The sequence below is a fragment of the Streptomyces smaragdinus genome (assembly GCF_009604385.1).
In the GTDB taxonomy this organism is placed as follows: domain Bacteria; phylum Actinomycetota; class Actinomycetes; order Streptomycetales; family Streptomycetaceae; genus Streptomyces; species Streptomyces smaragdinus.
On sequence record NZ_WEGJ01000022.1, the window covers coordinates 47,551 to 64,717 of the forward strand.

Consider the following 17,167-nt stretch of genomic DNA (forward strand, 5'->3'; position numbering starts at 1 on the left):
ACACGAAGGAAACAGCACAATGAACAACGGACCCACCCCCGCCGGCCGGCCGGACGTCATCGTCGTCGGCGGCGGCATCGGCGGCCTCAGCACCGCCTTCGCCCTCTCCCGCCAGGGCCTGAAGGTGCGCGTGCTCGAGCAGGCCCCGGAGTACGGCGAGGTCGGCGCCGGCCTGCAGATCGCCCCCAACTGCACCCGGATCCTCGACGAGTACGGTCTGCTCGACGAGGCCAAGTCCCTCGGTGTCCTCCCCGAGAACATGGTGATGCGCGACGCCCTGGACTCCCGTGAGCTGACCCGGCTGGACCTGCGCGACCTGGAGCGCCGCTACGGCTTCCCGTACATGGTCATCCACCGCAGCGACCTGCACGCGATCTTCCTGCGGGCCTGCCGGCGGGCCGGGGTCGAGCTGCTCAACGACCAGGTCGTCGTCGGCTACGAGAACACCGACGGCGGCGCGCAGGTGACGCTGGCCGACGGCCGGGTCGAGTCGGCGCCGCTGGTCGTTGCCGCCGACGGGCTGAAGTCCGTGGCCCGCCGCGACCTGATCGGCGACGACGTCGTCAGCTCCTCGTACGTCGCCTACCGGGCGGCCGTACCGTTCGAGCAGGTCAAGGACAACAACGTCGCCGAGAAGGACGTCACCGTCTTCGTCGGCCCGCGCCGCCACTTCGTGCAGTACGGTCTGCGCGGCGGCGAGATGTTCAACCAGGTCGCCGTCTTCGAGTCGCCCAAGGCACTCGCCGGCGAGGAGGACTGGGGCACCCCGGACGAGCTGGACGCCGCCTTCGAGGGCTCCTGCGAGACGGTCACCAAGGGCATCCCGCTGATGTGGCGCGACCGCTGGTGGCGGATGTTCGACCGCGACCCGATCGAGACCTGGGTGCACGGCCGTATCGCCCTCCTCGGCGACGCCGCCCACCCGCCGCTGCAGTACATGGCGCAGGGCGCGGTCATGGCGATCGAGGACGGCTGGGTGCTCGCGAAGCACTACGCCCGCGTCGCCGCGGCGGCCCCGCAGGGCGCCGAGCCGGACTGGGACGGCGCGCTCGCCGCGTACGAGGCGGTCCGGGTCGAGCACTGCGACCGCATCCAGACCACCGCCCGCGCCTGGGGCAAGCTGTGGCACCTGGACGGCGAGGAGCGGCTGCAGCGCAACGCGATCCTCGGGGCGCGCGACACGTACGACTACGGCTTCACCGACTGGGTGTACGGGCCGACGGCCCTGACCCCGGACGAGGAGCCGGCCATGTTCGAGCCGATCCCGCTGGACTCGGCCGTCGTCGGGGAGCCGCTGAGCGACGCCGCCTGAGGGTGCCACCGGACCCCGGTCGGTCCGTTGTCCGGCTGGGGGTCCGGGGGTTATCCCCCGGGAGTGAGCAGTACGCTGCGGCCCCATGCAGCGGACACGCCTCGACCTCGCCCGGATCAGGGCGGCCCGCCGGGTCATCGACCCGGTCTTCCTCGACACCCCGCTCTATCGCTGCCCCGCGCTGGAACCGGTCCTCGGCTGCTCCGTGAGCGTCAAGCTGGAGACCGCCAACCCGGTGCGCAGCTTCAAGGCCCGCGGTACCGAGCTCGTCGCGAGCATGCTCGCCGAGCACGGTCCGCGGGCCCTGGTGTGTGCCAGCGCGGGCAATCTGGGGCAGGCCCTCGCCTGGTCCGGGCGCTCCCGCGGGCTCGACGTCACGGTGGTCGCCTCCCGCCACGCCCCCGCCGCCAAGCTGGACCGCATACGTGCCTTCGGCGCCCAGCTGGAGCTGGTGGACGGCGACTTCGAGGCCGCCCGGGAGCGGGCCGTGGCCCTCGCGGACCAAGACGGCGTACGGCTGGTCGAGGACAGCCTGGACCTCGAGACCTGCGAGGGCGCGGCGACCATCGGCCTCGAGCTGGCGGAGGCGTCCTTCGACGCCGTGCTGATCGCCCTCGGCGGCGGGGCGCTGGCCACCGGCGTCGGGTACGCGCTGAAGTCCCTGGCGCCGGACACCGAGGTCGTCTGCGTACAGCCGCACGGCGCCCCGGCCATGACCCGCTCCTGGCGCGCCCGGCGGGTGATCACCACGGACTCGACGGACACCATCGCCGACGGCGTCGCGGGCCGCCGCCCCATCCCGGAGGTGCTGACCGACCTCCTCGCGACCGCCGACGACGCCGTCCTGGTCCGCGAGGAGTCGATCGTCGCCGGCATGCGGCTGCTGCTCGACCACGCCGGACTGGTCGTCGAGCCGTCGGCCGCGCTCGGCGTGGCGGCGCTGCTGGAGGACCCGGAACGGTTCGCGGGCCGGCACGTCGTCACGATCGTCTGCGGCGGCAATGTCGACATGGCGTCCTACCGGCGCTGGGTCGGCTAGTCCAGCAGCCCCAGATCCTCCGGCGTGTCCACGTCCTCCGGTGACGCGACGTCACCGCACTCCACCAGCGTCACCTGGGCCGCATGAGCGCGCAGGAAGTCACGGGCGCCCCGGTCGTCCCGGGCCGCGCCGGTGACTTCCGGCCAGTGGCGGCGGGCGAAGAGCACCGGATGGCCGCGTTCCCCGTCGTACGCGGCGGCGGCCAGCGAGGCGCCCGCGCGGTGCGCGGCGATCAGCCGGGCGACCGCCTCGGAGCCGATGCGTGGCTGGTCGACCAGCATCACCAGCGCCGCCCCGGCGTCCGTCGCGGTGAGTGAGGCCAGACCCACACGCAGCGAACCGCCCATCCCGCGCGCCCAGTCCGCGTTGACGACGACCCGGCATCCGTCAAGCCGCGTCCGCCGGTTCACCTCGTCCGCGTCCGCCCCCAGCACCACGTGCAGCGGTGCGCAGCCACCGGCCCGCATGATCTCGGCCGTCCGCTCCACGAGCGGCTGCCCACCCATGCTGAGCAGGGCTTTCGGCCGGCCGCCCAGCCGCCGGCCGCCGCCCGCGGCGAGCAGCAGACCGGCCACGACCGGGCCGGATTCGATCGTTCCGTTCGGCGGATTCATCTCAATATCCCGGGGTGTGTAGCGGGTGGACGCGAAAGTGGCGTTAACTGATCCGCGGCCCTCGCGACTGACCAACGCGGCGGCCGCCGGTCAGGGCAAGGGGGATGGTCAGTGGTAAAGGATCGTACGGGCGCCGTGCCCGTGGACAGTGCCGCGGTGGAGCCGAAGGATGCCGCGGTGGCAGGTGCAGTCGACGTGGATCAGGTGTCCACGTCACCGATCGAGGATCCGCGCGTCGAGGCGCTGGCGACAGCCGTCTGCCGGCTGCGCCGGGAGCTCGCCGGATACCAGGCGTGCCTCAGTGACCGGTCGGTCGCCGAGGACGCCCTGGGCGAGCTCGCCGCCATGGCGCACACCGGGAGCCCCGAGGTCCCCCGGCTGCGCCGCGCACTGCTGGCGGTGGCCGGCGCGCTCGGTTCGGTGAGCGCGCTCGCCGTGCCGGTGTCCCGCTTACGGGAGGTGATCGACCTGTTCGGGGCCGAGCCCTCGCAGCCGCGGGACTGAAAGGGAGTCAGGGCCGGTCGCGTCCCCATGTCTGGAGGGCGAACGACCGGCCCTTCTCCGTGCCCTCGATCAGCGGTACGTCCAGCAGCCGGAAGCCCGACGACCGCGCCACGCCCACGCTGCCGGCGTTCTCCGACTCCAGCTCCAGCACCAGCGACGGCGCCCCGAGCTCCGCGAAGGCGTACGCCGCGACGACCCGCACCGCCCGCGACGCCAGCCCCTGCCCGCGGTGGGCGGCGCCGACGGAGTAGCCGATCTCCAGCGTCCCCGGGTCCTGCCCCTCGTGCCGGGATCGCATGATCAGCACCTCGCCCAGCGGCTCGCCGCCGCCGCGGGTGATCGCCAGCTGGATCGTCCGGCCCTCGGCCCGGTAGCCGCGTGAACGGGTGAGATACGCCCGCGCCGCCGCCTCGTCGAACGGCGAGACCAGCGGCGTCCAGTACGCCACGTCGGGGTCGTCCATCAGCGTCCGCAGCACCGGCAGATCGGCGTCCGTCCACTCGCGCAGGACCAGGTCCTCGCCGGCGAGTTCGACGCCGGAGGGGAACGCGCTCATGCCGTCGCCCCGTTCGTGTCGGCCAGCGACCGGGACAGCTCCCGCGCCACCTGCTGCAGTACCGGGACGATCCTCTCGGTCGTCGCGTCGGTCACCCGGCCCGCCGGCCCGGAGACCGACAGCGCCGCCCTGGTCGGCGCGTCCGGCACCGCCACGGCCAGACACCGCACGCCGATCTCCTGCTCGTTGTCGTCCACCGCGTAGCCCTCGCGCCGCACCCGGGCCAGCGCGTCCAGGAAAGCGTCCGGGGTGGTGATGGTCCGCTCGGTCGCGGCCGGCATGCCGGTACGGGCCAGCAGCGCCCGTACGTCCTCCTCCGGGGTGTCGGCGAGCAGTGCCTTGCCCACGCCCGTGGAGTGCGGCAGCACCCGGCGGCCGACCTCGGTGAACATCCGCATGGAGTGCCGCGAGGGCACCTGCGCCACGTACACCACCTCGTCGCCGTCGAGCAGCGCCATGTTCGCCGTCTCGCCGGTCTCCTCCACCAGCCGCGCCAGATACGGCCGCGCCCAGGTGCCCAGCAGCCGGGCGGAGCTTTCGCCGAGGCGGATCAGCCGGGGGCCCAGCGCGTACCGGCGGTTGGTCTGCTGGCGGACGTAACCGCAGGCCACCAGGGTGCGCATCAGGCGGTGGATGGTCGGCAGGGGCAGTCCGCTGCTGGCCGACAGCTCGCTGAGGCCGACCTCGCCGCCCGCGTCGGCCATGCGCTCGAGCAGGTCGAACGCACGCTCAAGGGACTGCACGCCGCCGCCTGCGGCGGACTTGGGCTCGGCCACGTCTGTTGATCCTTTCCTGGCAGGTAGCTGGAGCTTACCGGCCGGAATCACCCTTCCGGTATGTGGAATCGTCCAATCCGCCGCCGCGCGGACCATGCGGACGGCGCGGGGCTGTTGACGGCCGGGGGAGGGGAGGTGAGACTCCGTTCAACAGATCCGTTCAACAGATCGTTGAAGTCTACGTCCTGTCGCCGGGACAGCCGAAGCCGGGAAGGGGAACCGTGTCCGTCGACCTGGTCCTGCGTTCGCGCCGCGTCATCACCCCCGAGGGGGAGCGCCCGGCCGCGGTCGCCGTCACCGCCGGCCGCATCGAGGCCGTCCTGCCGTACGAGACCCCGCTCGCCGCCCCGCTGGCGGACCTCGGCGACCACGTGCTGCTGCCCGGCCTGGTGGACACCCACGTGCACGTCAACGACCCCGGCCGCACCGCCTGGGAGGGCTTTCGCTCCGCGACCCGCGCGGCGGCGGCCGGCGGCGTCACCACGATCGTCGACATGCCCCTCAACAGCCTGCCGCCCACCACCACCCGCCCCGCCCTCGGCGTCAAGCGCGACGTGGCGAGGCACCGGGTGCACGTCGACACCGGCTTCTGGGGCGGCGCCGTCCCCGGCAACCTCGACGACCTCGAACCCCTCCACGACGCCGGGGTGTTCGGCTTCAAGTGCTTCCTCTCGCCGTCCGGCGTCGACGAGTTCCCCCCGCTCGCCGGCGACGGCCTGGAGGCCGCCCTGGCCGCGATCGCGGCCCTCGGCGGACTCCTGATCGTGCACGCCGAGGACCCCGGCGTCCTGGCCGCCGCCCCCCAGGTGCCCGGCGCGCGCTACGCCGACTTCCTTGCCTCCCGCCCGCCCGAGGCCGAGACCCGCGCCGTCCGCCGGCTGATCACCCTCGCGCGGAAGTACGACGCCCGCGTCCACGTCCTGCACCTCTCCTCCGCCGCCGCGCTGCCCCTGATCGCCGCCGCGAAGGCCGACGGCGTCCGCGTCACCGCCGAGACCTGCCCGCACTTCCTCACCCTCACCGCCGAGGAGGTCCCGGACGGGGCGAGCGCCTTCAAGTGCTGCCCGCCCATCCGCGAGGCCGCCAACCGCGACGCGCTGTGGGACGCCCTGGCCGACGGCACCCTCGACTGCGTCGTCTCCGACCACTCGCCCTCCACGGCGGATCTCAAGACCCCCGACTTCGCCACCGCCTGGGGCGGCATCTCCTCCCTCCAGCTGGGCCTCCCGGCGATCTGGACCGAGGCCCGGCGCCGCGGCCGGACGCTCACGGACGTGGCCCGCTGGATGTCCGCCGGCCCCGCCGCGCTCGCCGGGCTGACCCGCAAGGGCGCGATCGCCCCCGGCCGTGACGCGGACTTCGCCGTCCTCGCCCCGGACGAGACCTTCACCGTCGACCCGGCGGACCTCGAGCACCGCAACCCGGTCACCGCCTACGCCGGCCGGCGGCTGTCCGGCGTCGTGCGCTCCACCTGGCTGCGGGGGACCCTGATCGCGGAACACGGCGTGCCGGGTGAGGCCCGGGGCGAGCTGCTCTCCCGTAACTGAAAGGCGACCATGAAGCGCTTCACCGGTGACGCGGGCCCGTACCCCGGCGGCGATCCGTACGCCGACTACCGCACCTCCGTCTTCCCCTTCGCCGCCGCCTGTGATCTCGCCGACCGGCGGCTGGGCGCGGGCGTGATCGCGGCGAGCGACGAGTTCTTCGCCGACCGGGAGAACCTCCTCGCGCCCGGCCCCGCGCGCTTCGACCCCGGGACGTTCGGGCACAAGGGCAAGATCATGGACGGCTGGGAGACCCGCCGCCGGCGCGGCGCCGCGGCCGGGGCGCCGCATCCGGGGGACGGTGACCACGACTGGGCGCTGGTCCGCCTCGGCGCGCCGGGGCTGATCGGCGGGATCGTCGTCGACACGGCGCACTTCCGGGGCAACTACGGCAAGTGGGTGTCCGTCGAGGGCACGTCGCTGCCCGGCACCCCGGCGCCCGCGGACCTGCTCGCGGCGGACGTGCCGTGGACGGAGCTCGTACCGCGTACGGAGGTCGGCGGACACGCGGCGAACGGCTTCACCGTGACGTCCGCGCGGCGCTTCACCCATCTGCTGCTGCGCCAGTACCCCGACGGGGGGATCGCCCGGCTGCGGGTGTACGGGACGGTCCTGCCGGACCCCGGCTGGCTGGCGGCGCTGGGGACCTGCGATCTGGCGGCGCTGGAGCACGGCGGCTCCGTGGAGGACGCCTCCGACCGGTTCTACTCGCCCCCGGAGAACACGATCCTGCCCGGGCGGCCGGGGCGGATGGACGACGGCTGGGAGACCCGGCGCCGGCGTGACAAGGGCCACGACTGGATCCGCTACGCGCTCGCCGCGCAGGCCGAGCTGCGGGCGGTGGAGATCGACACGGCGTATCTGAAGGGGAACGCGGCGGGCTGGGCGTCCCTGTCGGTGTCGGACGACGGCGACTGGACGGAGATCCTCCCGCGCACCCGGCTGCAGCCGGACACCAACCACCGCTTCGTCCTCCCGGCCCCCGCCACCGCCCGCCGGGTGCGGCTCGACGTCTTCCCGGACGGCGGCATCTCCCGCCTGCGCCTGCACGGCAGCCTTACGGCGACGGGGGCGCGGGAGCTGGCCGAGCGGTACGCGGCGGCGCGCCGAGACGGGCGTCCAGATACCCCCCCAGGTATTTGACAAGCCTTCGCCTCCCTGGTTACTGTCTTCTCATCGACATACCCAGGGGGGTATCTGGAGGTAGTTCTCGGCATGGCGCGTGAAATAGATCTCGACACCTTCGCCGGCGAGTGGGCCGACGGCGCCTTCGTCGTCGACGTACGCGAGCCCGACGAGTACCGGGAGGCGCACGTCCCCGGCGCGGTCCTCGCCCCGCTCTCCACCCTGGCCGGCGCGTACCTGGCGCTGCCCGAGGGTCGTCCCGTGTACGTCATCTGCGCCAGCGGCAACCGCAGCAAGGCCGGCGCCGACGTGCTGACCAACGCCGGGGCGGACACCTACTCCGTCGCCGGCGGCACCCGCGGCTGGGCCCGTGCCGGCCGCCCCGTGGTGACCGGGGACGCTCCCGGCGCCCGCTGACCTTCCCTTTTCTTCTTCTTCCCCGCGCCCCGACCGGGCCGCAGCACGCCCTCTTTTATACCCCCCAGGGTATAAGAAACGCACCTACGGAGGTTTCCGTGTTCCTCACCCAGTACTACCTCGACTGCCTCTCCCAGGCCTCGTACATGATCGCCGACGAGGGCACCGGCCGGGCCGTGGTCGTCGACCCGCGCCGTGACGTCTCCGAGTACCTGGCGGACGCCGAGGCGCACGGGTTCACCGTGGTCGGCGTCATCAACACCCACTTCCACGCCGACTTCATCGCAGGCCACCTCGAGATGGCCGCCCGGACCGGCGCCTGGATCGGCTACGGCAGCCGCGCCGAGACCGACTACCCCATCCGCAAGCTCACCGACGGCGAGAGGATCGGCCTCGGCGACGTCACGCTGCAGATCATGGAGACCCCGGGCCACACCCCGGAGTCCGTCAGCGTGGTCGTGTACGAGCGGGCCGCGGACGCCGTCCCGTACGGCGTGCTCACCGGTGACGCCCTGTTCATCGGCGACGTGGGCCGCCCGGACCTGCTGGCCTCGGTCGGCGTGACCGCCGAGGAGCTCGGCGCCATGCTGCACGACAGCGTGCAGAACAAGCTGATGGGCCTGCCGGACGAGGTGCGCGTCTTCCCCGCGCACGGCGCCGGGTCCGCCTGCGGCAAGAACCTCTCCACCGAGAAGCAGTCGACGATCGGGCAGCAGCGCCTGACGAACTACGCCTGCGCGCCGATGAGCAAGGACGACTTCGTCGCCCTGGTGACGGCCGGCCAGCCCTCCGCCCCCGGCTACTTCGCCTACGACGCCGACCTCAACCGCCGCCGGCACGAGCTCTTCGACCCGGCGACCGCCCCCCGGCCGCTGTCCGCCGAGGAGTTCACCGCCCGCCGTGCGGCCGGCGCCGTGGTGGTCGACGCCCGTGACCCGCAGGAGTTCGCCGCCGGACATCTGCGCGGCGCGGTCAACGTGCCGGCCGACGGCCGGTTCGCCGAGCAGGCCGGCACCGTGCTGGACCCGAAGGACGAGCTGCTGGTCCTCGCCCCGCAGAACCGCGAGGAGGAGATGGTCACCCGGCTCGCGCGCATCGGCTTCGACAAGGTCACCGGCTACCTGCGCTCGCCCGACGACGCCCTCACGGCCCTGGCCGCCGAGGTCACCCCGGCCAGCCGGCTGACCGCCGCCCAGCTGCGCGACGCCCTCGCCGGCGAGCACCCCCCGGTCGTGGTCGACGTCCGCAACTGCGGCGAGCGCGCGGACAACGCCTTCATCGAGGGCGCCGTGCACATCTCCCTGGGCGAGCTGCCGCACCGGCTGGACGAGCTGCCGCGCGAGCGGCCGCTGGTCCTGCACTGCGCCGGCGGCCACCGCTCCTCCATCGCCGCCAGCCTGCTGCGCCGGCGCGGCTTCACCGACGTCTCCGACGTCCTCGGCGGCTACGCGGCCTGGGCCCTGCTGAACGCCCCCGCCGCCGTCTGACATCCCCTGACGGCCGCCGGCGCCCCCGCGGCCGGGACCTCACGCCCTGACCGATCCCCGCCCGGGGAGCGCCGGCCCGACCCATGCCTCCGCGTATACCCCACCCCGTATTTCTCCCCGGGGTGGGCCCCTGAAACAGACCATCGAGGAGCCCCTCCATGACCGCCACCGCCACCGGCCTCACCCCCGCCGCCCTCCAGGCCCTCATACGCGACGGCCACGGCCCCCGGCTGCTGGACGTCCGGACCCCCGGCGAGTTCCAGAGCGCCCACATCCCCGGCGCGTACAACGTGCCCCTGGACACCCTGCGCGAACACCGCGCCGAGCTGCTGGACCACCTCGACGAGGGTGTGGTGCTGATCTGTCGCTCCGGCGGGCGCGCCGCCCAGGCGGAGGCGGCCCTCGCCGAGGCCGGGCTGCCCGGACTGCGGGTGCTGGACGGCGGCATGATGGCCTGGGAGGCCGCCGGCGCGCCCGTCAACCAGGGGCCCAAGCGCTGGGACCTCGAGCGCCAGGTCCGCCTCGTCGCCGGCTCGATCGTGCTGGTCACGGGCATTTCCGGGCTGTTCGTGCCGGGCCTGCACCTCATCGGCACCGCCGTCGGCGCCGGTCTGACGTTCGCCGCGCTCAGCAATACCTGCGCCATGGGCATGATGCTGTCCAAGCTGCCGTACAACCGCGGCCCGCGCACCGACATCCGTACCGTCATCGCGTCCCTGCGGGATCGCTGATGATCACGTTCATCCTCGCGGCGTCCGTCCTGATCGGCATCAGCCTGGGCATTCTCGGCGGCGGCGGCTCCATCCTGACCGTCCCGATCCTGGTCTACCTGGCCGGTCAGGACAGCAAGGAGGCCATCGCCACCTCGCTCTTCGTGGTCGGCGTCACCAGCCTCGTCGGGCTGATCCCGCACGCCCGCGCCGGCCGGGTGCGCTGGCGCACCGGGCTGATCTTCGGCACGGTCGCCATGGTCGGCGCCTACGGCGGCGGCAGGCTCGCGGAGTACATCTCCGGCACCGTGCTGCTGATCGCGTTCGCCCTGATGATGCTGGCCACCGCCGCCGCCATGCTGCGCAGGAAGCGCGGGGACGCGGCGCCGAAGCCGGCGCACACCGAGTTGCCGGTGAAGCATGTGATCGTCGAGGGTCTGGTCGTCGGCGCGGTCACCGGTCTGGTCGGCTCCGGCGGCGGCTTCCTCGTCGTCCCGGCGCTCGCGCTGCTCGGCGGACTGCCGATGAGCGTCGCCGTCGGTACGTCGCTGCTGGTCATCGCCATGAAGTCGTTCTCCGGACTGGCCGGGCACCTGTCCGGCGTCGAGATCGACTGGGGCATGGCGCTCATGGTCACCGCCGCCGCCGTCGTCGGCAGCCTGATCGGCAGCCGCTTCGCCGGCCGGATCCCGCAGGAAACCCTGCGCACGGCCTTCGGCTGGTTCGTGGTGGTCATGGGCGTCTTCGTGCTCAGCCAGAACCTCCCGCACGCCGTCTGGGCCAGCCCGCTGACCTGGACCGGTCTCGGCGTCGCCCTCGCGGCGGGCGTGACATGGACGACAGCCCGGCGTCGCCGCACGCCGCGGACTCCGGAACGGATACCCCAAGGGGTATCCTAGGTTCGAAAGGTGGTGAACAGGGTGGACAGGAGAAACCCGGTGAAAGTCGAAGAGGCAGCGATGGCCCCGGTCCTCAACCGGCTGCGCCGCGCACAGGGACAGCTCGCGGGCGTCATCACGATGATCGAGGCGGGCCGGGACTGTCAGGACGTCGTCACCCAGCTCGCCGCCGTCTCCCGCGCGCTCGACCGGGCCGGCTTCAAGATCGTCGCCAGCGGAATGCGCCAGTGCCTCGCCGACAGCGAGGAGGGCGCGCCCCCGATGAGCGAGCAGGAGCTGGAGAAGCTCTTCCTCGCCCTGGCGTAGGCAGCACCCGCGGCGCCCCCTGTGCGATCACCGCGCAGGGGGCGCTGTGTCGCACGGACACCGGATCCGGCCCAGACTGATACCAGGGGCGGGTCCGTACGCGCGAGGAGAGGACGACCGACCCATGAGCGACGACGACAAGGTCACCGTCGGCCTGAGCGCCTGCTCGGCCCAGGACGCGGCCGCGGTGCTCGAGGCGCTCGGCGACACCTTCGAGACGAACTGGCGCCGCGGCGAGCCCCCGCCCGAGGCCGCCCCCGGCCACCCCCAGGTGTGGGTCGCCACCGTCGACACCGCCCACCCCGCCGGCGCCGCCCACCCCCCGGCCCTCGGCGCCTCGGTCACCGCGGACCTCCAGGGCGGCTATCTGGCCGTGGACCGGGTACGGGACGCCCTGGCGGACACGTACACCGTCCGCGAGGAGGGCACGGCGGCGGGCGACCAGGAGAAGGACGTACGCCTGCGGCTGACGAACTGACCGCCGTGGCCGGCGAACCCCGGACCGCCGACGCGTACCCCGACGGATTCACCGGCCCGGCCCGTGCCGTTTTCGCCCCCACCACCCGCGCGGCCTGCGAACGCGATCTCACCGCGATGTAGCCCCGTCCGGCCCGCGGTCTCCCGGCGAACAGACTTTGTCCCTCCGGCGGATTGACAGACCGTCGGCCACCGTCTGAATGTACTCCCCAGTAAGAGATCCGCGTGATCCGCGCGGACGGGGAGTGGAGGCGGCAGTGGCCGAGCAGGGGCTCAGGGAACAGCGCGGCAGAGGAGACCGGCGGCGGGCGGCGGTCGCGCTCGCGGTGTCGGGGGCGGCGGCCCTCGTCGTCGGCGGGACGGCGGTGCCCGCGCAGGCGGACCCCGCCGAGCACTACGTCGCCCTCGGCGACTCGTACACCTCGGGGCCCCGCATCCCCACCCAGGTCGACGTGGCCTGCGAGCGTTCCGACCAGAACTACCCGTCGCTGACGGCGAAGGCGCTCGGCGTCGCGACGTTCGAGGACGCGAGCTGCGGCGGCGCCCGCACCACGCACATGTGGGAGGCACAGGGCGCCAACCCGCCCCAGCTGGACGCCATCGACAAGAAGACCACCCTGGTCACCGTCGGCATCAGCGGCAACGACATCGGCTTCGGCGAGATCATCGGCACCTGTACGGTCCTCAGCTTCACCGACCCCACCGGCAACCCCTGCCAGCGCCAGTACACGGCGACCGGCGAGGACGTGCTGGCCACGCGGATCGCGGACGCCCGGACCAAGGTCGACGCCGTGCTCGACGCGATCCACGAGCGCTCCCCGCGGGCCCGGGTCGTCGTCGTGGGCTACCCGGTGATCGTCCCCGACGACGGGGTGGGCTGCTGGCCGGCCGTGCAGATGGCCGCGGGCGACATCCCGTACCTGCGGGACACGGAGAAGCGGCTCAACGCCATGCTGGCGGACGCCGCCGCGCACAACCGCGCCGCGTACACCGACACGTACGCCTCGACCGTCGGCCACGACATCTGCAAGTCCCCGGCGGACCGCTGGGTCGAGCCGCTGGTCCCGGCGAGCCCCGCCGGCTCCTTCCACCCCAACGCCAAGGGCGAGGCGGCCATGGCCGACGCCGTGGTGGCGACGCTGGCGAAGCCGGGTCGCGGGCGGTTCTGAGGCACGTCCGGGGGGCCGGTGCGGGCTGTGGTCCGCGCCGGCCCCGACGTACCCTGACGTGATGGAGCCCCTGGTCGATCTCACCGCGCTGGGCGCCGACTTCGCCCGCGACCCCTACCCCGTCTACGCGCGGCTGCGCGAGCGCGGGCCCGTGCACCACGTGCTGAGCGACGACGGCGAGGTATGGCTCGTCGTCGGGTACGACGCGGTGCGCGAGGCGCTCGCGGACCCCCGGCTGCACAAGGACTGGCGGCTGCGCATGAGCCCGCAGGAGGCCGCCGGCCTGCCGGACATCAGCGCCAACATGCTCGAGTCCGACGTCCCCCGGCACACCCGGCTGCGACGGCTGGTGACCCGCGAGTTCACCGCCCGGCGGATCGCCGCGCTGGCCCCCCGGATCCGGCGGATCACCGACGACCTCCTCGACGCCATGCTGGCCGCCCCCGGCCGGCGCGCGAACCTCGTCGAGGCGCTGGCGTTCCCGCTGCCGATCACGGTGATCTGCGAACTGCTCGGCGTACCGGACCTGGAGCGCGACGACTTCCGCGCCTGGTCGCACGAGGTCGTCTCACCCACCACACCCGAGGCCGAGGAGGCGGCCACCGCCGCGATGGGGCGCTACCTCGACGAACTCATCGAGGACAAACGCGTCCAGCCCCGCGGCGACGACCTGCTCGGCGCCCTGATCCGCACCCGCGAGGAGGACGGCGACGCGCTCTCCCGCCAGGAGCTGATCGGCATGGCGTTCCTGCTGCTGGTCGCCGGCCACGAGACCACGGTGAATCTGCTGGCCAACGGCATGCTGGCGCTGCTGTCCCACCCTGACCAGCTCGCCGCGCTGCGCGCCGGCCCGGACACGCTGCTGGACGGCGCGGTGGAGGAGATGCTGCGGTACGACGGGCCGGTGGAGACCTCGACGTTCCGCTTCACCACCGAGCCCGTGGAGATCCACGGCGTACCCGTCCCGGCGGGCGCCGTCGTGCGCGTCGTGATCTCCTCCGCCGAGCGCGACCCGGCCCGCTTCGACGCGCCCGACACCTTCGACATCCGCCGCGACACCCAGGGCCATCTGGCCTTCGGCCACGGCATCCACTACTGCCTGGGCGCCCCGCTGGCCCGCCTCGAGGGCCGGATCGCGGTCCGCGCCCTGCTGGACCGCTGCCCGGACCTCGCGCTGGACGGGGAGGCCCGCGACTGGCGGCAGGGGCTGCTGATCCGCGGACCCGGGGTGCTGCCCGTGCGGTGGTAGGGCGGTCCGCAGTCCGGACACCGCGGACATCGGGGGCGGCGGCGCGCATAGGGTCGCCGGTATGACGACCGTCGCCGTGCCCGGGTCCAAGTCCATCACCAACCGCGCCCTGTTCCTCGCCGCCGCCGCGGAGGGGGTGACCACGCTGCGGCGCCCCCTGCTGTCCGACGACACCGAGGCGTTCGCCGGTGGGCTCACCGCGCTCGGGTACCGGGTGGAGCGGGGGGACGGCGTATGGCGGGTGCACGGGCGGCCGGAGGGGCCGGCGGTGGCCGGGGCGGAGGTGTACGCGCGGGACGGGGCCACGCCGGCGCGGTTCCTGCCGGTGCTCGCGGCGGCGGGGCGGGGGGAGTTCCGGTTCGACGGCTCCGCGCAGATGCGGCGCCGGCCGCTGGGACCGCTCACCGGGGCGCTGCGGGACCTGGGGGTCGACGTCCGGCACGACGGGGCGGAGGGACACCTCCCGGTCAGCCTGTCCGCGCGCGGGGTCGAGGGCGGCGAGGTCACGCTGGACGCGGGGCTGTCGTCGCAGTTCCTCACCGCGCTGCTGCTCCTGGGACCGCTCACCCGGAGGGGGCTGCGGATCCGGGTGACGCGGCTGGTGTCCGTGCCGTACATCGGCATCACCCTCGCCATGATGCGGGCGTTCGGCGCGGAGGTACGCCAGGACGGTGACGTGTTCGACGTACCGGCGGGCGGGTACCGGGCGACGGAGTACGGCATCGAGCCCGACGCCTCCACCGCGAGCTACTTCTTCGCCGCCGCCGCGCTCACCGGGCGGGAGGTCACCGTCCCGGGGCTCGGGGAGGGGGCGCTGCAGGGGGATCTGGGGTTCGTGGAGGCGCTGCGGTCGATGGGCGCGGAGGTACGGACCGGGGCGGACGCGACGACCGTGCGGGGGACGGGGCGGCTGCGGGGGATCACGGTCAATATGCGGGACATCTCGGACACGATGCCCACGCTCGCCGCGATCGCGCCCTTCGCCGACGGGCCGGTACGGATCGAGGACGTCGCCAACACCCGGGTCAAGGAATGCGACCGGCTCGACGCCTGCGCCGGCAATCTGCGGCGGCTGGGGGTACGGGCGGAGACGGGACCCGACTGGATCGAGGTCCACCCCGGCGTCCCGGCCGCCGCGGAGGTCGGCTGCCGGGGTGATCACCGCATCGCGATGGCCTTCAGCGTGACGGGGCTGCGGACACCGGGGCTGACGCTGGACGAGCCGGGGTGCGTGAAGAAGACGTTCCCGGAGTTCCACGAGGCGTTCGGGGGCGTGTTCCCCGCCGCCTAGAGCCGGTCCGACCGCGCCCGCCCCCGCCCGATCGCCCACGCCGCGGCCACCCCCGCCACCGCGGCGAACCCGAGCAGCGCCCCCGACGCCGCGAACACCGCCCCCGCGTCCCCGCGTACGGCGCCGCGCAGCGCCCCGAAGCCCCAGTAGCCGGGGGAGAGGGGCGCCACCGCGCCCACCCAGCGCGGCAGCTCCGCGAGCGGGACGAGCGCGCCGCCCAGGGCGCTGAGCAGCATCCCGCCGATGTCGTACGCCGCCGACAGCTCACCGAAGCTGCGCGCCGCCGCCCCCAGCGCCGCGCCCATGGCGAGCAGCGCCACCGTCCACGCCAGGCACGCCACCCCCAGCAGGGCGGGCGCCCGCACGTCGAGCCCCAGCAGCCCCGCCCCGTACCCCAGCACCAGCGCCTGCTGCAGGAGTAGCGCGACCAGCACCGGGAGCCCCTTCCCGGCCAGCAGCTCGACCGGCCGCGCGGGCGTGGTGCGCAGCCGGTCCCAGGTCCGCCACACCCGCTCCTGGAGGACGGCGGAGCCGACCAGGCTCATCCCCAGCAGCGAGAACATCACCAAGATCCCCACGACGGCCTGCTCGGTGCCGGCCGCCCCGCCCTGCGCGGCCTGATAGAGGGGCCGCATCAGGGTGAGCAGGATCAGCGGCAGCACCAGCCGGCTCACCAGCGGCCCCGACTCCCGCAGCAGCAGCGCGGTGTTGAGCCGGACCAGGGCGGCGGTGCGGAGGGCGGAGTCACGCGGCACGGGTCGTCTCCTTCGCGGCCAGCGAACGGTACAGGTCGTCGAGCCCGGGCCTGCGCACGTCCACCGACGCCGGCCGGCACCCGGCCGCCAGCAGCCGCGCCAGCTCGGCGGCCGGATCACGGGCCGGTACGCGCAGCACACCCTCGTACGACCGGGCCGGCGTCCCCGCGGGCAGCGGAGCCCCCGCCGGGTCGAGGACCAGCCGCAGTTCGCCGGGGAGCCCGCGCAGCAGCTCCGCCCGGGTGCCCCGGGCGATGACCCGGCCGGCGCGGGCGACGGCCAGGGTGGCGTCGAGGTCGGTGAGTTCGGGCAGGTAGTGCGTCGTGTAGAGGACGGCCGCGCCGGCCGCCGCGCGGGCCCGTACGGCCGCGAGCAGCGCGTCCCGGGTCTCGGGGTCGGCGCCGGCGGTGGGCTCGTCGAGCAGCAGCAGCGGGGGGTCGCCCATCAGCGCCGTCGCCGCCTGGGTGCGCCGCCGCTGACCCCCGGAGAGCAGCCCCGCACGGGTGTCGAGGCAGCCGGTGAGCCGCAGTTCCTCCGCCGTCCGTGCCACGGCCCGGTGCAGTGCCCGGCGGCGCAGGCCGGCGAGCGCGCCGTGCAGCCGCAGCTGGTCGCGGACCGTGGCGGCCGCGTACAGCGCGGTCTCCTGCGGGGCGACCCCGAACAGCCGCCGCGCCGCCCGCGGCCGGCGCAGGGCGTCGACGCCGGCGACGGTGACCGAGCCGGAGTCGGGGCGGGTCAGGCCGGTGACGATCTCGACGAAGGTCGTCTTGCCGGCGCCGTTGTGCCCGATCAGCCCGGCGATCTCGCCGGCGGCGACGGTGAGGCCGAAGCCGTCGAGGGCCGGCGACCGCCCGTAGGACTTGCGGAGTTCGTGCGCCTCGAGCATCGGCCGCCCCCTGATCCGTAAAAGATCTACAACGTATAGATCTACAATGTA

The 17,167-nt window shown here is 74.0% G+C and carries 19 protein-coding genes; 14 read left to right on the forward strand and 5 right to left on the reverse strand.

Features of this window, described 5'->3' with window-relative positions; genetic code table 11:
- The first annotated feature begins 19 nt into the window (after window positions 1-19).
- Together SRB5_RS23670 and SRB5_RS23675 are read left to right on the forward strand one after the other, a co-directional pair.
- Window positions 20-1,312, forward strand: coding sequence for an FAD-dependent oxidoreductase (locus tag SRB5_RS23670; RefSeq protein ID WP_153455357.1), 1,293 nt, complete (start codon window positions 20-22; stop codon window positions 1,310-1,312).
- An 85-nt stretch (window positions 1,313-1,397) separates the two neighbouring features.
- Complete coding sequence (locus SRB5_RS23675; protein ID WP_153455360.1) at window positions 1,398-2,351, forward strand: threonine ammonia-lyase; 954 nt, start codon at window positions 1,398-1,400, stop codon at window positions 2,349-2,351.
- Here SRB5_RS23675 and SRB5_RS23680 read toward each other — a convergent pair.
- Window positions 2,348-2,965, reverse strand: coding sequence for a nucleotidyltransferase family protein (locus SRB5_RS23680; protein ID WP_153455361.1), 618 nt, complete (start codon window positions 2,963-2,965; stop codon window positions 2,348-2,350). The genes SRB5_RS23675 and SRB5_RS23680 overlap by 4 nt on opposite strands.
- Before the next feature lie 177 nt (window positions 2,966-3,142).
- Here SRB5_RS23680 and SRB5_RS23685 point away from each other — a divergent pair, with 177 nt between their 5' ends.
- Window positions 3,143-3,469 carry a DUF5955 family protein gene (locus SRB5_RS23685; protein ID WP_323378356.1) on the forward strand — a complete coding sequence of 109 codons (327 nt, stop codon included), beginning with the start codon at window positions 3,143-3,145 and terminating at the stop codon, window positions 3,467-3,469.
- Between the two features lie 7 nt (window positions 3,470-3,476).
- Here SRB5_RS23685 and SRB5_RS23690 read toward each other — a convergent pair whose 3' ends face one another.
- Window positions 3,477-4,025 (reverse strand): GNAT family N-acetyltransferase, encoded by a 549-nt coding sequence (locus SRB5_RS23690; protein WP_153455363.1) that lies wholly within the window; start codon window positions 4,023-4,025, stop codon window positions 3,477-3,479.
- On the reverse strand, window positions 4,022-4,801 hold the full coding sequence (locus SRB5_RS23695; RefSeq protein WP_323378358.1) for an IclR family transcriptional regulator: 780 nt from the start codon (window positions 4,799-4,801) through the stop codon (window positions 4,022-4,024). The genes SRB5_RS23690 and SRB5_RS23695 overlap by 4 nt, the downstream gene beginning before the upstream one ends.
- Before the next feature lie 221 nt (window positions 4,802-5,022).
- Between SRB5_RS23695 and allB the strand changes: the two genes are divergently transcribed.
- From allB to aroA, 11 genes are all read left to right on the forward strand, one after another.
- Window positions 5,023-6,348, forward strand: a complete 1,326-nt coding sequence (allB, locus tag SRB5_RS23700; RefSeq protein ID WP_323378359.1) for an allantoinase AllB — start codon at window positions 5,023-5,025, stop codon at window positions 6,346-6,348.
- Between the two features lie 9 nt (window positions 6,349-6,357).
- Window positions 6,358-7,488, forward strand: a complete 1,131-nt coding sequence (alc, locus tag SRB5_RS23705; RefSeq protein ID WP_153455367.1) for an allantoicase — start codon at window positions 6,358-6,360, stop codon at window positions 7,486-7,488.
- A 72-nt stretch (window positions 7,489-7,560) separates the two neighbouring features.
- A complete protein-coding gene (locus SRB5_RS23710; RefSeq protein WP_153455369.1) occupies window positions 7,561-7,887 on the forward strand; it encodes a rhodanese-like domain-containing protein in 327 nt (108 codons plus the stop codon).
- A 98-nt stretch (window positions 7,888-7,985) separates the two neighbouring features.
- On the forward strand, window positions 7,986-9,374 hold the full coding sequence (locus tag SRB5_RS23715) for an MBL fold metallo-hydrolase (protein ID WP_323378360.1): 1,389 nt from the start codon (window positions 7,986-7,988) through the stop codon (window positions 9,372-9,374).
- Window positions 9,375-9,532: 158 nt separating this feature from the next.
- Window positions 9,533-10,105, forward strand: coding sequence for a rhodanese-like domain-containing protein (locus SRB5_RS23720; RefSeq protein ID WP_153455371.1), 573 nt, complete (start codon window positions 9,533-9,535; stop codon window positions 10,103-10,105).
- The gene (locus tag SRB5_RS23725) at window positions 10,105-10,983 is read left to right on the forward strand and encodes a sulfite exporter TauE/SafE family protein (protein ID WP_153455373.1); all 879 of its coding nucleotides are present in this window, start codon (window positions 10,105-10,107) and stop codon (window positions 10,981-10,983) included. The genes SRB5_RS23720 and SRB5_RS23725 overlap by 1 nt, the downstream gene beginning before the upstream one ends.
- Window positions 10,984-11,043: 60 nt before the next feature.
- Entirely contained in the window at window positions 11,044-11,289 is a 246-nt protein-coding gene (locus SRB5_RS23730; protein ID WP_153455457.1) for a metal-sensitive transcriptional regulator, read from the forward strand.
- Window positions 11,290-11,413: 124 nt separating this feature from the next.
- Window positions 11,414-11,767 (forward strand): hypothetical protein, encoded by a 354-nt coding sequence (locus SRB5_RS23735; RefSeq protein WP_153455375.1) that lies wholly within the window; start codon window positions 11,414-11,416, stop codon window positions 11,765-11,767.
- Window positions 11,768-12,023: 256 nt separating this feature from the next.
- Window positions 12,024-12,935 carry an SGNH/GDSL hydrolase family protein gene (locus SRB5_RS23740; RefSeq protein ID WP_323378361.1) on the forward strand — a complete coding sequence of 304 codons (912 nt, stop codon included), beginning with the start codon at window positions 12,024-12,026 and terminating at the stop codon, window positions 12,933-12,935.
- A gap of 61 nt (window positions 12,936-12,996) precedes the next feature.
- Window positions 12,997-14,184: a cytochrome P450 family protein gene (locus SRB5_RS23745; protein ID WP_153455379.1), complete on the forward strand. Its 1,188-nt coding sequence runs from the start codon at window positions 12,997-12,999 to the stop codon at window positions 14,182-14,184.
- 61 nt (window positions 14,185-14,245) lie between these two features.
- On the forward strand, window positions 14,246-15,475 hold the full coding sequence (aroA, locus tag SRB5_RS23750; protein WP_153455381.1) for a 3-phosphoshikimate 1-carboxyvinyltransferase: 1,230 nt from the start codon (window positions 14,246-14,248) through the stop codon (window positions 15,473-15,475).
- On the opposite strand, the gene SRB5_RS23755 is transcribed toward aroA, so the two are convergent.
- Window positions 15,472-16,230, reverse strand: a complete 759-nt coding sequence (locus SRB5_RS23755; RefSeq protein ID WP_323378362.1) for an ABC transporter permease — start codon at window positions 16,228-16,230, stop codon at window positions 15,472-15,474. The two genes, aroA and SRB5_RS23755, sit on opposite strands and share 4 nt — an antisense overlap.
- Window positions 16,220-17,116, reverse strand: a complete 897-nt coding sequence (locus SRB5_RS23760) for an ABC transporter ATP-binding protein (protein WP_153455383.1) — start codon at window positions 17,114-17,116, stop codon at window positions 16,220-16,222. The genes SRB5_RS23755 and SRB5_RS23760 overlap by 11 nt, the downstream gene beginning before the upstream one ends.
- Between the last annotated feature and the right edge of the window lie 51 nt (window positions 17,117-17,167).

Excerpts from the sequence above, each read along its gene's own strand:
- SRB5_RS23720 (WP_153455371.1), top strand. The coding sequence starts at position 9,533 with ATGACCGCCACCGCCACCGGCCTCACCCCCGCCGCCCTCCAGGCCCTC.
- aroA (WP_153455381.1), top strand. The coding sequence starts at position 14,246 with ATGACGACCGTCGCCGTGCCCGGGTCCAAGTCCATCACCAACCGCGCC.
- alc (WP_153455367.1), top strand. The coding sequence starts at position 6,358 with ATGAAGCGCTTCACCGGTGACGCGGGCCCGTACCCCGGCGGCGATCCG.
- SRB5_RS23725 (WP_153455373.1), top strand. The coding sequence starts at position 10,105 with ATGATCACGTTCATCCTCGCGGCGTCCGTCCTGATCGGCATCAGCCTG.
- SRB5_RS23690 (WP_153455363.1), bottom strand. The coding sequence starts at position 4,025 with ATGAGCGCGTTCCCCTCCGGCGTCGAACTCGCCGGCGAGGACCTGGTC.
- SRB5_RS23730 (WP_153455457.1), top strand. The coding sequence starts at position 11,044 with ATGGCCCCGGTCCTCAACCGGCTGCGCCGCGCACAGGGACAGCTCGCG.
- SRB5_RS23680 (WP_153455361.1), bottom strand. The coding sequence starts at position 2,965 with ATGAATCCGCCGAACGGAACGATCGAATCCGGCCCGGTCGTGGCCGGT.
- SRB5_RS23675 (WP_153455360.1), top strand. The coding sequence starts at position 1,398 with ATGCAGCGGACACGCCTCGACCTCGCCCGGATCAGGGCGGCCCGCCGG.
- SRB5_RS23760 (WP_153455383.1), bottom strand. The coding sequence starts at position 17,116 with ATGCTCGAGGCGCACGAACTCCGCAAGTCCTACGGGCGGTCGCCGGCC.
- SRB5_RS23670 (WP_153455357.1), top strand. The coding sequence starts at position 20 with ATGAACAACGGACCCACCCCCGCCGGCCGGCCGGACGTCATCGTCGTC.
- SRB5_RS23710 (WP_153455369.1), top strand. The coding sequence starts at position 7,561 with ATGGCGCGTGAAATAGATCTCGACACCTTCGCCGGCGAGTGGGCCGAC.
- SRB5_RS23745 (WP_153455379.1), top strand. The coding sequence starts at position 12,997 with ATGGAGCCCCTGGTCGATCTCACCGCGCTGGGCGCCGACTTCGCCCGC.
- SRB5_RS23735 (WP_153455375.1), top strand. The coding sequence starts at position 11,414 with ATGAGCGACGACGACAAGGTCACCGTCGGCCTGAGCGCCTGCTCGGCC.